This is a genomic window from Vibrio kanaloae (assembly GCF_024347535.1).
In the GTDB taxonomy this organism is placed as follows: Bacteria; Pseudomonadota; Gammaproteobacteria; order Enterobacterales; family Vibrionaceae; genus Vibrio; species Vibrio kanaloae.
In genome coordinates this window covers 793,160-806,605 of record NZ_AP025497.1, presented here as the reverse complement: position 1 = coordinate 806,605, position 13,446 = coordinate 793,160, and the positions used below count along the sequence as shown (strand labels likewise).

General features: G+C 44.7%; 12 protein-coding genes. 10 read left to right on the top strand and 2 right to left on the bottom strand.

Translation table 11 applies throughout. The annotated features are described in order from the left end of the window. Positions 1–55: 55 nt before the first annotated feature. Positions 56–1,231 (bottom strand): 2-octaprenyl-3-methyl-6-methoxy-1,4-benzoquinol hydroxylase, encoded by a 1,176-nt coding sequence (locus tag OCV24_RS03830; protein WP_077680752.1) that lies wholly within the window; start codon positions 1,229–1,231, stop codon positions 56–58. A gap of 308 nt (positions 1,232–1,539) precedes the next feature. Between OCV24_RS03830 and miaB the strand changes: the two genes are divergently transcribed. The 5 genes from miaB to lnt all read left to right on the top strand — a co-directional run bounded on the left by miaB (position 1,540) and on the right by lnt (position 7,272). After that, positions 1,540–2,964 (top strand): tRNA (N6-isopentenyl adenosine(37)-C2)-methylthiotransferase MiaB, encoded by a 1,425-nt coding sequence (gene miaB / locus OCV24_RS03825; RefSeq protein WP_046224575.1) that lies wholly within the window; start codon positions 1,540–1,542, stop codon positions 2,962–2,964. Positions 2,965–3,127: 163 nt separating this feature from the next. Continuing rightward, entirely contained in the window at positions 3,128–4,249 is a 1,122-nt protein-coding gene (locus OCV24_RS03820) for a PhoH family protein (protein WP_017056795.1), read from the top strand. Continuing rightward, complete coding sequence (gene ybeY, locus OCV24_RS03815; RefSeq protein WP_017056794.1) at positions 4,250–4,711, top strand: rRNA maturation RNase YbeY; 462 nt, start codon at positions 4,250–4,252, stop codon at positions 4,709–4,711. Between the two features lie 120 nt (positions 4,712–4,831). Then, the gene (gene corC / locus OCV24_RS03810; RefSeq protein ID WP_017056793.1) at positions 4,832–5,722 is read left to right on the top strand and encodes a CNNM family magnesium/cobalt transport protein CorC; all 891 of its coding nucleotides are present in this window, start codon (positions 4,832–4,834) and stop codon (positions 5,720–5,722) included. A gap of 32 nt (positions 5,723–5,754) precedes the next feature. Next, complete coding sequence (gene lnt / locus OCV24_RS03805) at positions 5,755–7,272, top strand: apolipoprotein N-acyltransferase (protein ID WP_046224574.1); 1,518 nt, start codon at positions 5,755–5,757, stop codon at positions 7,270–7,272. Between the two features lie 79 nt (positions 7,273–7,351). On the opposite strand, the gene OCV24_RS03800 is transcribed toward lnt, so the two are convergent. Then, positions 7,352–7,822, bottom strand: coding sequence for a zinc ribbon-containing protein (locus OCV24_RS03800; RefSeq protein ID WP_017056791.1), 471 nt, complete (start codon positions 7,820–7,822; stop codon positions 7,352–7,354). Positions 7,823–8,088: 266 nt separating this feature from the next. Here OCV24_RS03800 and leuS point away from each other — a divergent pair, with 266 nt between their 5' ends. From leuS to rlmH, 5 genes are all read left to right on the top strand, one after another. Further along, positions 8,089–10,665 carry a leucine--tRNA ligase gene (leuS, locus tag OCV24_RS03795; protein WP_150879251.1) on the top strand — a complete coding sequence of 859 codons (2,577 nt, stop codon included), beginning with the start codon at positions 8,089–8,091 and terminating at the stop codon, positions 10,663–10,665. A gap of 230 nt (positions 10,666–10,895) precedes the next feature. Next, positions 10,896–11,552, top strand: coding sequence for an LPS-assembly lipoprotein LptE (locus OCV24_RS03790; protein WP_150879253.1), 657 nt, complete (start codon positions 10,896–10,898; stop codon positions 11,550–11,552). Positions 11,553–11,561: 9 nt separating this feature from the next. Then, complete coding sequence (gene holA, locus OCV24_RS03785; RefSeq protein WP_150879254.1) at positions 11,562–12,587, top strand: DNA polymerase III subunit delta; 1,026 nt, start codon at positions 11,562–11,564, stop codon at positions 12,585–12,587. 66 nt (positions 12,588–12,653) lie between these two features. Continuing rightward, positions 12,654–12,971: a ribosome silencing factor gene (gene rsfS / locus OCV24_RS03780; RefSeq protein ID WP_017056787.1), complete on the top strand. Its 318-nt coding sequence runs from the start codon at positions 12,654–12,656 to the stop codon at positions 12,969–12,971. Between the two features lie 3 nt (positions 12,972–12,974). Further along, the gene (gene rlmH, locus OCV24_RS03775; protein WP_017068506.1) at positions 12,975–13,445 is read left to right on the top strand and encodes a 23S rRNA (pseudouridine(1915)-N(3))-methyltransferase RlmH; all 471 of its coding nucleotides are present in this window, start codon (positions 12,975–12,977) and stop codon (positions 13,443–13,445) included. The last annotated feature ends 1 nt before the right edge of the window (position 13,446 follow it).

Below are 13,446 nucleotides of genomic sequence, written 5' to 3'. Positions count from 1 at the left end.
CAAAAAAGGAGAGCATCAGCTCTCCTTCTCTATGTAAATAACCTTATGTAACCGTTTAAAGGCCCAACGCGTATTTCAATACTTGAGCTTTAATCGGCCCTGAGTTTTCTGCTAGCTTTAGTGCAGCATTACGTACAAACTTTAGAGGGCCAATGTCGTTGCTGAATGTCTTGTAGAAGAAATCCATGCCACTCTGCATCATTAAGTTGTCGCCTCTTCTCATAACCTCATAGCGCCTTACTACAGAATGATTCAGCTCACGTTTTTCTTTAGTCACATCCAATAGAGCGGCAACATCTTTAAAGCCTAAATTTACGCCCTGCCCTGCCAAAGGGTTAATCGTATGTGCAGAATCCCCAACTAAAATGCAGTTTTTCTTCGAGTATGATTGAGCATGACGTCGTGTCAGAGGAAAAGAACCCGAATTCAAGACTTTGATATCACCTAACTCTTTAGGAAAGTGAGTAAGCACTTCGTTACGTAGTTTTTCAGGGGTCATTGCTGACAGTTGCTTAATACGCAGTGGAGAGTCATACCAAACTAACGAGCCCTGCCCGACTTCTTGACCGTCAGAGATTAGAGAACACAAAGGCAAAAATGAACGAGGACCACTTGGTAGGAATTGCTGCCAAGTAATATCTTGCTGAGGAAGTTCTGTTTCGACATTGATAAGCATGCAGTGCTGTCGGTAATCCCAAGCTGTAATGCCAATTCCAGCTTGCTGACGAACGGCTGAATTCGCGCCATCAGCACCAACCACCCACTTCGCTGATAACTCAGCTCCTGATTGAAGCTTAACGATATTGGTTTCACCAAACTCAATCTCATCCAGCTTTTCTGGGCATAACAGTTCGAGATTGTCGTAGGCATCGAATTGAGACCATAACCCTAGTTGAATGAGCCTATTCTCAACGATATAGCCTAGACGAGGTAAATCGAGAGAAGCAGCATCAAATCGAGTACGACACTCTGGGTGCTCCCACGTTTCTAAACGCTTGTAAGAACACACTCGCATCGCTGCAATACTTTGCCATGCACCAAGATCTTCAAGTAAATCGACCGATGCTTGAGAAATCGCTGACACACGAATGTCCATCGCTTGTGACTCATCAAAAGCTTGTGGGGCAAAACCTTCGATCACCGCAACACTCAGCCCTTGCTTTGCAAAGCCGACCGCTGTTGCGGCGCCAACCATGCCGCCACCGACTACCACAATATCGTAACTGTTCATATTTTGTACTTATCAGTTTGATTCTTTGACTGTTTTTGATTGTACTTTTTCATAACTAACTTGTAACCAAAAACCTTATTCGAAAAAAGGGTTATCCCTTATGGCATATGGCGTTAACGATAATAAATACCACTACATAAGAGATTTGTTCAGACTACTAGTCAGTCGGTTTTGAAACCAGTACAATACGCCGCTTGCCGCTAGAGCCTGTCATAAAATTGAATACCGAATTATGACAAACGGGGCTAGCGGATGAATAATGGGCGATTTGCTCCCTTAAATTAAACTAACGATCGAGCGAACATATAATGAGTAAGAAACTGCTAATTAAAACTTGGGGCTGTCAGATGAATGAATACGATTCATCAAAAATGGCCGACCTGCTTAACGCTGCAAATGGCTATGAGCTAACGGAAGTACCTGAGGAAGCAGACGTACTACTACTGAATACTTGTTCTATCCGCGAGAAAGCGCAAGAAAAAGTATTCCACCAGCTTGGTCGTTGGAAAACGCTTAAAGATAAAAAAGAAGGTGTGGTAATTGGTGTGGGTGGCTGCGTAGCAACTCAAGAAGGTGACCACATTCGTCAACGAGCACCGTACGTAGACGTAATCTTTGGCCCACAAACTCTGCACCGTCTGCCAGAGATGATTAAGTCATCACTATCTAACGAGAAGCCTGTAATGGACATCTCGTTCCCTGAGATCGAAAAATTCGATAATCTTCCTGAGCCAAAAGCAGACGGTGCAACTGCATTCGTTTCAATTATGGAAGGCTGTTCTAAGTACTGTACTTACTGTGTTGTTCCATACACACGTGGTGAAGAAGTTAGCCGTCCAATGGATGATGTATTGTTCGAAGTTGCACAACTTGCAGAACAAGGTGTACGTGAAGTTAACCTACTTGGTCAGAACGTAAACGCATACCGTGGTCCAACACACGAAGGTGATATCTGTTCATTCGCAGAACTGCTTCGTCTTGTTGCTTCTATCGATGGTATCGATCGTATTCGTTTCACAACAAGCCACCCGCTTGAGTTTGGTGACGACATCATTGAAGTTTACAAAGATACCCCTGAACTAGTGAGCTTCCTTCACCTACCAGTACAAAGTGGTAGTGACCGTATTCTTACGATGATGAAGCGTCCACATACGGCTATCGAGTACAAATCTATTATCCGTAAACTGCGTAAAGCTCGTCCTGATATTCAAATCAGTTCTGACTTTATTGTTGGTTTCCCTGGTGAATCTAAGCAAGATTTCCAAGATACAATGAAGCTAATTAAAGAAGTTGATTTCGATATGAGCTTCAGCTTTGTTTTCTCTCCACGTCCAGGTACGCCAGCGGCAGATTACCCATGTGATGTACCAGCACAAGAGAAGAAAGATCGTCTGTACGAACTGCAACAAACGGTAAACACACAAGCTATGCGCTTCTCTCGTCTAATGCTAGGCACCGAGCAACGTATCCTTGTTGAAGGCCCATCAAGAAAGAACCTAATGGAACTGCGTGGCCGTACAGAAAACAGCCGTGTTGTGAACTTCGAAGGCTCTGCAGACCTAATCGGCCAGTTCGTAGATGTGAAGATCACTGAGGTTTACACCAACTCACTACGTGGCGAATTGGTTCGAACAGAAAAAGACATGGGTCTACGCGTTGTTATGACTCCAGCAGAAATGATGGAAAAAACAAAACGCGAAGACGAGCTAGGCGTAGCAACCTTTACGCCATAAGCAATACAACTGTTTGAGCACAAAGCACAAACACAAAGCTTGAAATTACCTAACTAAGTGACCATCTTAGAAATAGGGAATATCACCATCAGAAGCCCGGTCTATATCGGGCTTTTTGCTCTTTTTGTATTTAAGAGTGAGTGGCACAAAATGAGAGGCTAATTTGAGCAATAAAATCGTTACCTTAGAGATAAATCTAGAGCCAGCAGATAACAAGCGCTTGGCAAGCTTATGCGGACCATTTGACGACAACATCAAGCATCTTGAGCGTCGTCTGGGGGTTGAGATTAATTACCGTAGCAATTTTTTCACGATTGTCGGTAAGCCTCACACGACAGCCGCAGCTTTAGACATCATCAAACACCTCTATGTTGAAACGGCTCCAGTTAAAGGCAACATAATCGATATCGAACCAGAGCAAGTGCACCTGGCGATCACCGAGTCTGGTATTTTGGAACAACACGTCGAGTCTGAAATTGACTACGGCAAAGAAGTCACCATTAAGACTAAAAAAGGCGTCATCAAACCTCGTACGCCAAACCAAGCACAGTATCTAATGAATATGGTGACTCATGACATCACTTTTGGTATCGGTCCAGCAGGAACTGGTAAAACATATTTAGCCGTTGCGGCAGCTGTCGATGCACTCGAACGCCAAGAGGTTCGCCGTATTCTACTGACTCGCCCTGCTGTTGAAGCCGGTGAGAAACTTGGTTTCCTTCCTGGTGATTTAAGCCAGAAAGTCGATCCATATTTGCGTCCACTTTACGATGCACTCTTCGAAATGCTTGGCTTTGAACGTGTTGAAAAGTTGATTGAACGTAACGTGATTGAAGTTGCGCCACTGGCTTACATGCGTGGCCGTACACTGAATGATGCGTTTATCATTCTTGATGAGAGCCAAAACACCACGGTTGAACAGATGAAAATGTTCTTAACCCGTATCGGTTTTAACTCGCGCGCTGTGATCACGGGTGATATAACGCAAATCGATTTACCTCGTGGTGCAAAATCAGGCTTACGTCATGCAACCGAAGTGCTCAGTGAAGTTGATGACATTAGCTTTAACTTCTTCATGTCTGAGGACGTCGTTCGTCATCCAGTGGTTGCTCGTATCGTCAACGCATACGAGAAGTGGGAAGCGAAAGACCAGAAAGAACGCAAAGAGTTTGAAAAGCGTAAACGTGAAGAGCGCGAAGCCAAACTTCTTGAGGCTCAACAAGTAGCGACGACACAACTAGCAACACAAAATAGTTCAGCGGTTACAGGGCAAGGTGATAAATAGATGTCTATTGAACTAGACTTGCAATTAGCGGTCGAAAATGAGCAAGGTCTCCCAACCGAACAAGATATTCAGCTTTGGTTAGACAAGACAATTCCTCAGTTTCAAGAGAACGCCGAGTTGACAGTTCGTATCGTAGATACAGAAGAAAGCCACCAGCTCAATCATGAATACCGTGGAAAAGACAAACCGACTAACGTGTTGTCTTTTCCATTCGAGGCTCCTCCTGGGATCGAGTTAGATCTACTGGGCGACCTTATTATCTGCCGCCAAGTTGTCGAGAAAGAAGCAGAAGAGCAAAATAAGCCTCTGTTAGCACACTGGGCTCATATGGTTGTACATGGTAGCCTCCATCTGCTAGGTTATGATCATATCGAAGATGATGAAGCTGAAGAGATGGAGTCACTCGAGACAGAAATCATGCAAACTATGGGCTTTGAAGACCCTTACATTCTAGAAAAGTAAATTGATTCTAGTAAAGTAGATTGCAGAGAAACAAGAACTCATCGAACCTGTTGTTTTCACAGGAATCTAAGTTTTAATGTGTGCTATCACACTTCTGGTAGCGTTATTTTTTGAGAAATCATGAACGAAGGTAACCCCCCCACTTCTGAGGGAAGTAAAAAATCTGAAGGTCCGAGTAGAAAGTCCTTCTTTGAACGCCTAGGCCAACTATTTCAAGGCGAAATGAAAGACCGCCAAGAGCTCGTAGATATTATCCGCGACTCAGAAATTAATGACCTAATTGACCACGACACTCGCGACATGCTCGAAGGTGTTATGGAGATTTCAGAGATGCGAGTACGCGATATCATGCTGCCTCGCTCTCAAATGGTTACAGTTGAACGCACCGATGACTTAGATACATTGACTGCGCTTATTACTGATGCTCAACACTCTCGCTACCCAGTGATCAGTGAAGATAAAGACCATGTTGAAGGCATTCTATTAGCGAAGGACCTACTTAAGTATCTAGGTTCAGACAGTGCCCCATTTGATATCGAACAAGTGATTCGCCCTGTAGTGGTCGTTCCGGAAAGTAAGCGAGTTGATCGCCTACTTAAGGAGTTCCAAGAAGAGCGTTACCATATGTCTATCGTAGTCGATGAGTTTGGCGGTGTTTCAGGCCTAGTCACCATTGAAGATATCCTCGAAGAAATCGTTGGTGAAATAGAAGACGAGTTTGACGATGAAGAAGAGCTAGATATTCGCAAGCTGAGTAAGCATACCTATTCGGTTAAAGCTTTAACTACCATTGAAGAGTTTAACGAAACGTTTAACACAACCTTCAGTGATGATGAAGTGGATACTGTGGGTGGTATGGTGATGACAGCCCTCGGTCACCTGCCTGTTCGTGGAGAAGTAGTAGAAATCGACAACTACCATTTCAAAATAACATCAGCGGATAATCGTCGCGTGATCCAGCTACAGGTAACCGTTCCTGATGAGCAACCTCTTCCGACTACCGAAGAATAACAACCTCTCTCTAAAGAGATGACAGAAATTAGATGACTAAGACCTTTATTCATCGCCTATTACGGCCGCTTGCGGCCGTTTTTGTTGGCGCTATAACAACCTTTTCGTTTGCACCATACTCGATATGGTCTCTTGCTATTCTCAGCCCAGCCTTATTGCTTTTGCTGATCCACAACCGATCACCTAAAAGTGCGCTTTGGATTGGTTATGCATGGGGTTTAGGCCAATTTACAACAGGTATCAGTTGGGTATATGTCAGCATTGATGGCTTTGGTGGAATGCCACTGGCAGCCAACCTGTTTTTAATGGCATTGCTTGTTGGCTACCTAGCTGTTTATTCGGGTCTATTTACTTGGAGTCTAAACAAGTTTTTTCCTGCCAATAGTCTCAGTCGGTATTTCCTCGCGGCGCCAGCATTGTGGTTAATCAGTGATTGGCTGCGTGGATGGGTAATGACTGGTTTCCCTTGGTTATGGTTAGGCTACAGCCAAATCGATTCTCCGTTAGGCTCATTCGCACCTATTGGCGGTGTAGAGCTGGTCACTCTGGCGATCATTACTTCAGCCTCCGCACTTGCCTATACGGTTATCAACAAGGCATGGAGTGTCAGCATCATCCCTGCGATCGTGTTTAGTGCAGGTTTCGGTATTCGAAACATCGATTGGGTGACACCGAACCCAGAAAAAACAACATCAGTGGTATTAATCCAAGGTAACGTCGCTCAAGACAGTAAATGGCTACCCAGTCATCGCTGGCCAACTATGATGAAATACACCGACCTGAGCAGAGAAAACTGGGGAGCTGATATCATCATCTGGCCTGAAGCGGCGATCCCTGCATTTGAGGTTGAGATCCCTTCTTTCTTACGCAACTTAGACAGCGCAGCCAAGATGAACAACAGCTCAATCATCACCGGTGTGCTAAATCAGTCTGAAGATAAGAAGTACTACAACAGTATTCTGTCACTAGGAGTAAACCCATACGGCGAATATAGCTACGATCCAAACGAACGCTACCATAAACATCACCTATTACCATTTGGTGAGTTCGTTCCGTTTGAAGATATCCTTCGTCCATTGGCACCATTATTCAACTTACCAATGTCATCGTTCAGCCGCGGCGATTTCGTCCAGCCAAACATAGTGGCAAATGGTCGTCACCTTGCACCTGCGCTGTGTTATGAAATAATCTTTAATGAACAAGTAAGGCGAAATGTTACCGATGAGACAGACTTTATCTTAACGCTCTCTAACGATGCGTGGTTTGGTCGTTCAATTGGGCCTCTGCAACATATGGAAATCGCTCAAATGCGTGCTCTAGAGCTCGGCAAGCCTCTTATTCGCTCTACCAACAATGGCGTAACGGCTGTGACAGATCACAAAGGTAAGATCATCAAACAGATACCTCAGTTTGAAACCGCAGTACTAAAAGCTGAACTCGTTTCAACAGATGGTCAAACCCCCTATCGCGTGTTTGGTACTTGGCCATTGTATATCTGGGTTCTATTGAGCTTGGTGGTCGGTTGGCTAGTGAGAAGACAAAAAGACTAAAGACAAGATGCAGGTTGATGTGAGTGCATCAACCTGCATCTTTATTATATAAGCAGTTTAGAAGAGGCAGCAGCTAAAGCTAAGGTTTCAATGCCTTTCGGCTAAATCCAGTCGAACCGCACTTAATACAAGGGATGATGGTTGTTGGGTGGTTATATTCCGTTTGATTCCCACACTCATCACATACGAGTGTACCTAAACCAATAACTTCACCAGCTTGGTATAGACCTTGGTGCTCCAGGTCTTGGAACAGTTCAACCCACTCCACTTTAGTTCGATCAGTGATATCTAACAGACCTTGCCAAATAGAGTCTGCAATCATCAAATAAAATGGACCGCTTTTACTCTCTTCGTAACTTTCAGAAAACTCTTTCAAGTCCGACTTAACATACGCTGAAATCAATGATAACTCGTCTTTGGTCATATCATTGGCTGCTTTAGCAAACTTACCTGACGTTTCAATTTTATTGTTGAACTCTTCGGGGCTATGCTTCAGCGTTTCAATTACCTCTTCGACGACTTCTTCATAGAGTGCTTTTTTCTTCGGCATAAACAACCTCCTTAAGATTACAAACCTTTATCTTAGGTAACTGGTATACAGCTAAGCAAGCAATCCCTCACAAACAAATGCAATTCATCCCCTTAAGCATAGCTGTCTTAAGTAATACGGTTGAATTTACGCAATCAACCATGGTGCAACTGCAAGTATGAAGGGTATAACTATTGTTGTACTAAGCTCCTTTAGGTATTCTATGACGATCTGTAAGATTCTGTTCTAACCGAACTCACAAATTCCAAGATAACCGGATACCATCGATGCAAGAACAATATAACCCGCAAGAGATTGAACAAAAGGTTCAACAACACTGGGATGACAGCGAGACTTTCGTTGTAAGTGAAGACCCAAACAAAGAAAAATTCTACTGTCTGTCTATGTTCCCGTACCCAAGTGGCCGACTGCACATGGGTCACGTGCGTAACTACACCATCGGTGATGTGGTATCTCGTTTCCAACGTCTACAAGGCAAAAACGTAATGCAGCCAATTGGTTGGGATGCATTCGGCCTACCTGCAGAAAACGCAGCTGTTAAGAACAACACAGCGCCTGCACCATGGACTTACGAAAACATCGAGTACATGAAAAACCAGCTTAAGCTGTTAGGCTTTGGTTACGACTGGAACCGTGAATTCGCAACTTGTACGCCTGAGTACTACCGTTGGGAACAAGAGTTCTTCACTAAGCTTTACGAAAAAGGCCTAGTTTACAAGAAGACTTCTTCTGTTAACTGGTGTCCGAACGACCAAACTGTACTAGCAAACGAGCAAGTAGAAGATGGCTGCTGCTGGCGTTGTGATACCCCAGTAGAGCAAAAGAAAATCCCACAGTGGTTCATTAAGATCACTGAGTACGCACAAGAGCTACTCGACGATCTAGACAACCTTGAAGGTTGGCCTGAAATGGTTAAGACCATGCAGCGCAACTGGATCGGCCGCTCTGAAGGTGTTGAGCTATCTTTCGCTGTTAACGGTGAAGAAGCGCCACTGGAAGTTTACACAACGCGTCCAGACACACTAATGGGTGTTTCTTACGTGGGTATCGCTGCAGGTCACCCTCTTGCAGAGAAAGCATCGCAAAACAACCCAGAGCTTGCTGCATTCGTTGAAGAGTGTCGTAACACTAAAGTGGCTGAAGCTGAACTCGCAACAATGGAAAAGAAAGGTATGGATACTGGCTTAACGGCTATCCACCCTCTTAACGGTCGTGTTGTTCCTGTATACGTAGCAAACTTCGTTCTTATGGATTACGGCACAGGTGCGGTAATGGCGGTTCCTGCTCACGATCAACGTGACTACGAATTCGCAACGAAGTACGGCATCGACATCATCCCAGTAATCAAGCCTGAAGATGGTTCTGAGCTAGACGTGTCTGAAGCAGCTTACACAGAGAAAGGTATTCTGTTCGATTCTGGTGAGTTCGATGGTCTTGCTTTCCAAGATGCATTCGATGCAATCGCTGCGAAGCTTGAAGCTGAAGGCAAAGGTAAGAAGACAGTAAACTTCCGTCTACGTGACTGGGGTGTATCTCGTCAACGTTACTGGGGTGCGCCAATCCCAATGGTAACCACTGAAGACGGTGAAGTTCACCCAGTACCAGCAGACCAACTACCCGTTATTCTTCCAGAAGACGTGGTAATGGATGGCGTAACTAGTCCAATCAAGGCAGACAAGTCTTGGGCAGAAACAACCTTCAACGGCGAACCTGCGCTACGTGAAACTGATACATTCGATACGTTCATGGAGTCTTCTTGGTACTACGCTCGTTACTGTTCACCACAAGCTGACGATATCTTAGATCCAGAGAAAGCAAACTACTGGCTACCAGTGGACCAATACATTGGTGGTATTGAGCACGCGTGTATGCACCTGCTTTACTCTCGCTTCTTCCATAAATTGCTACGTGACGCAGGTTACGTAACGTCTGATGAACCGTTCAAGCAACTTCTATGTCAAGGTATGGTTCTAGCTGACGCGTTCTTCCACACGAATGAGAAAGGCACGAAAGAGTGGATTGCTCCTACTGATGTGACTATCGATCGTGACGGTAAAGGTCGCATCGAAAAAGCAGTCGACAACCAAGGCCGCGACGTTGAACACTCAGGCATGATCAAGATGTCTAAGTCGAAAAACAACGGTATCGACCCACAAGAGATGGTAGACAAGTACGGTGCTGACACAGTACGTCTATTCATGATGTTTGCTTCTCCTGCAGATATGACACTTGAGTGGCAAGAATCTGGCGTTGAAGGCGCAAACCGCTTCCTTAAACGTGTTTGGAAGCTAGTTCACGCTCACTCTTCTAAGGGTACTGCTGAATCTGTTGATGCTTCTGCTCTGTCTGGTGACCAAAAAGCACTTCGTCGTGACATCCACAAGACTATCGCGAAAGTAACGGACGATATCGGCCGTCGCCAAACGTTCAACACAGCAATCGCTGCGATCATGGAACTGATGAACAAGCTAGCGAAAGCACCTCAAGAGTCGGTACAAGATCGTGCAATCCTTGATGAAGCGCTAAAAGCTGTCGTTCGCATGCTTTACCCAATGACGCCACACATCTCTTACGAAATGTGGGTTGCGCTGGGTGAATCAAACGTAGACTCAGCAACATGGCCAACTTTCGATGAGAAAGCGCTAGTGGAAGACGAGAAAACTATCGTTGTCATGATCAACGGTAAGCTACGTGCGAAACTGACGGTTGCTGCTGATGCGACCGAAGAGCAAGTTCGTGAACTTGGTCTAAACGATGAAAACGCTAAGAAGTTCCTAGATGGCCTAACGATCCGTAAGGTTATCTTCGTACCTGGTAAGCTTTTAAACATCGTAGCTAATTAATAATAGCTAACTAACATTGGCAAACTAACAGTTGCAGGCTAAAACTGGCTCACTGGTTTTAGCCTGCATATATAACTGCTGTAACGAACTTATTTCGTTTTTAGTAGTCTGTAGACAGGGTAACGAATTACCTTGTCTACTTATTTAAGCGCTTTCCATTCAGAGCCACACGACTCGAAGAAACTAAAGCCTTTAAATAAGTATTCTACCTTCATGAGAGCCATCAAATAATGCGCCTGATTTCACTATCTTCATTGAAAGTTACTATTGTTGTTTTAACCGTAAGCCTACTGAGTGCCTGTGGCTTCCACCTGCGTGGTGATTACTCCGTACCAGAAGAACTTAACAAAATCTCTGTGACCAGTTATGACCAATACAGCACATTTACACGTATGATGAAAGGTCAACTACGCATGAATGATGTAGAAATTGTGCCACCTGCGCAGAACACTCCTAACCTGCATATCATTAGCGAAAGCGTAGGCGAGCGCACTCTGTCTCTTTACCAAAATACACGTGCGGCAGAAAAAGAACTCACATTCCGCGCTTCTTATCGCGTAACCATCCCTGAGATTGGTTCAAAAACGTTCTCAACGAGCGTAACCCGTAGCTACCTAGATAACCCGTTAACAGCATTAGCAAAATCGGTTGAGCGAGAAATGATTGAAGATGAGATGCGTAAGCTTGCAACCAGTCAAATCCTTCGCCAAATGGCTCGCCTAAAAGCGACTATTGCAGCTGGCAGTATGGACCTAGAAGCCTTAGGTAATGTTCAAGTGAAAGAACTTGAGAAACAGTACAACATTAAGAACATCGAAATTGACGACGTTGAGATCGACGCCAGTGCAGCATCTGATTCTGAGCCTAGCGTAACTGTCGAGCAATAGGTTTATTTAATGCGTATTTTTGCTGATCGTCTACCAGAGCAACTTGCTAAGCAGTTAAGCAACGTTTACCTCATTTTTGGTAACGAGCCTTTGCTGCTGCAAGAAAGCCGAGAAGCGATTCAAAAGACAGCCAAAGAGCAAGGCTTCGAAGAACGTCACCGTTTTGTGATTGATAATAGCCTCGACTGGAATCAAGTCTATGACTGCACTCAGGCATTGAGCCTGTTCTCTAACCGTCAAGTCATCGAGCTGGAACTGCCAGAATCAGGTGTGAATGCTGCAATAGCGAAAGAACTGCTCGCCATCTCTGAGCATATTCACAGCGATATTCTGTTAATTTTAATTGGTACTAAGCTAACCAAAGCTCAAGAGAATGCTAAGTGGTTTAAAGCGCTCTCTAATCAAGGCCACTGGGTCAGCTGTTTAACTCCTGATATCAGCCGATTGCCTCAATTTGTTCAGGCTCGTTGTCGTCAAATCGGTTTGTCGCCAGATCCTGAAGCCATTCAAATGCTGGCTCAGTGGCACGAGGGGAACCTTTTTGCACTGACTCAGAGCCTAGAAAAACTGGCACTGCAATACCCAGATGGAAAACTCACTTTAGTACGCTTAGAAGAATCGCTGAGTCGACACAACCACTTTACTCCTTTCCACTGGAGTGATGCATTGCTGGCGGGTAAAGGCAATCGCGCACAACGAATCTTAAGGCAACTCGAAGCGGAAGGTGTTGAGCCAGTCATTTTACTGCGCAGCGTACAACGTGAACTTTCTTTATTGTTGCAAATGCAGCAACAAATGAAACAGATGCCGATTGGTCAGATCTTCGAAAAACACAGCATCTGGCAATCTAAAAAGCCGCTTTATAACGCCGCGCTAACAAGAGTTTCGATTTCTCAATTACACTCCCTGTTCGCGCTTCTCACTCAAGCTGAATTGATGACAAAAACCCAATATGAGCAATCGCCTTGGCCACTAATTCATCAGTTAAGCGTAGAGTTTTGTATCCCTTCAGCTTCAATACCATCTCACGCATAAAAGCGTGTTATATTCTAAGGTCAATAGACCCTAAGCAAAGCTACATTCAGATTAAAGGAACACCCTGTGTTACGTGAAGAACTAAAAGATTTTCTTGCAGACAAAGCCGACGACATGAAAGCAGAATCGATAGTGACTATCGATGTAGAAGGCAAATCAAGTGTGACTGATTACATGATTGTTTGTACTGGTACCTCTAAACGCCATGTTGCCTCCATTGCACAGCACGTTGCAGATGAAGTGCGTAAAGCAGGTATGCAACCACTCGGTATTAATGGTCAGCAAGAAGGTGAATGGGTCGTTCTCGATATGGGTACAAGTATGCTACACGTTATGCAAGAAGAGCATCGTGAGCTGTACCAACTAGAAAAACTTTGGGGCTAAGCTTTGAAGATCCAGTTAATCGCAGTTGGTACAAAAATGCCAAAGTGGGTTGAAGAAGGGTTTCAAGAATACAAACGCCGCTTCCCTCACGATATGCCATTAGAACTCATTGAAATCACTGCGGGAAAACGCGGTAAAAATGCGGATATTGCACGTATTCTTCAAAAGGAAGGCGAAGCGATGTTGGCTGCGGTTCCAAAAGGCAACCGCATTGTCACGCTCGATATCCCAGGACGAAAGTGGGATACCCCTCAACTAGCTGAGCAATTAGAAAGTTGGAAGCTGGATGGACGTGACGTTTCAATCTTAATTGGCGGGCCTGAAGGGTTAGCCCCTGCATGTAAAGCGGCTGCCGACCAAAGCTGGTCTTTGTCAGCACTTACTCTGCCTCACCCATTAGTACGCGTTATCATGGCTGAAAGCTTGTATCGAGCTTGGAGCATTACCGCTAACCATCCGTATCATCGAGAATAAG

Bases quoted from the DNA above. Each gene is read 5' to 3' on its own strand.
- OCV24_RS03830 (WP_077680752.1), bottom strand. From the start codon at position 1,231: ATGAACAGTTACGATATTGTGGTAGTCGGTGGCGGCATGGTTGGCGCC.
- miaB (WP_046224575.1), top strand. From the start codon at position 1,540: ATGAGTAAGAAACTGCTAATTAAAACTTGGGGCTGTCAGATGAATGAA.
- ybeY (WP_017056794.1), top strand. From the start codon at position 4,250: ATGTCTATTGAACTAGACTTGCAATTAGCGGTCGAAAATGAGCAAGGT.
- corC (WP_017056793.1), top strand. From the start codon at position 4,832: ATGAACGAAGGTAACCCCCCCACTTCTGAGGGAAGTAAAAAATCTGAA.
- lnt (WP_046224574.1), top strand. From the start codon at position 5,755: ATGACTAAGACCTTTATTCATCGCCTATTACGGCCGCTTGCGGCCGTT.
- OCV24_RS03800 (WP_017056791.1), bottom strand. From the start codon at position 7,822: ATGCCGAAGAAAAAAGCACTCTATGAAGAAGTCGTCGAAGAGGTAATT.
- leuS (WP_150879251.1), top strand. From the start codon at position 8,089: ATGCAAGAACAATATAACCCGCAAGAGATTGAACAAAAGGTTCAACAA.
- OCV24_RS03790 (WP_150879253.1), top strand. From the start codon at position 10,896: ATGCGCCTGATTTCACTATCTTCATTGAAAGTTACTATTGTTGTTTTA.
- holA (WP_150879254.1), top strand. From the start codon at position 11,562: ATGCGTATTTTTGCTGATCGTCTACCAGAGCAACTTGCTAAGCAGTTA.